We start from the raw sequence: 588 nt of genomic DNA, 5'->3' as shown, positions 1-588 counted from the left end.
ATTGCTATTTGCCGGACCGCGAGATTGCCGACACCAGTTCGAACAGCGCGCACTGTCCGGCACCGCCGCGTGCCGAATGGACACCCGAGGCAATCAGCTTTGTCCACGTCGAGCCGCGCAACAGCGCTGACGCGAAGAGCGGGCCGTTTTCGCGCGTCTACATGGACGCCGCCGGGCGCAAGGTGCGCACGGTTACGGAAGCCTACGATGGCGCCGCCCAGCCGGGCGGCACCGGGCGCCTGATCGTGCAGGACACTGATTACAACACACAGGGCGTGGCGGTAATCAGCACCCAGCCGTACTTCCTCGATTCGCAGTCCTCGAGCAGCGGCGGCAGCGGCGACTATGGCATGAGCATGAATATCTACGATGCGCTGGGGCGTGTCGTACGCGTGTATACCAGCGATCCGCTGGGCAAGCACGGCAGCGTGCAGTTCGGCACGCGCCGCGCCATGAACGCGGCAAAAAACATCATCTTCTACAAGGGCTTGACGGTCACCTACGAGAACGACCACGGACAGCAGCGCCTGGAAGAAAAGAATATCGATGGCAAGCTGGTGCGCGTGACGAATACGCTGGGCGCCCAGC

Annotated in this window: 1 protein-coding gene; it reads left to right on the top strand. The window is 63.1% G+C overall.

All coding sequences use genetic code 11. The features are described 5' to 3' along the window. Positions 1-588, top strand: a 588-nt coding sequence (locus tag GYK42_RS28825; RefSeq protein WP_166450280.1) for a hypothetical protein, incomplete at both ends; no start/stop codon positions are given.

Origin of the sequence: Janthinobacterium lividum, assembly GCF_011601275.1 — a bacterium.
Taxonomy (GTDB): domain Bacteria; phylum Pseudomonadota; class Gammaproteobacteria; order Burkholderiales; family Burkholderiaceae_D; genus Janthinobacterium; species Janthinobacterium lividum_E.
The sequence above is the reverse complement of the archived record's forward strand: the minus strand, read 5'-3'. Positions and strand labels throughout refer to the sequence as shown.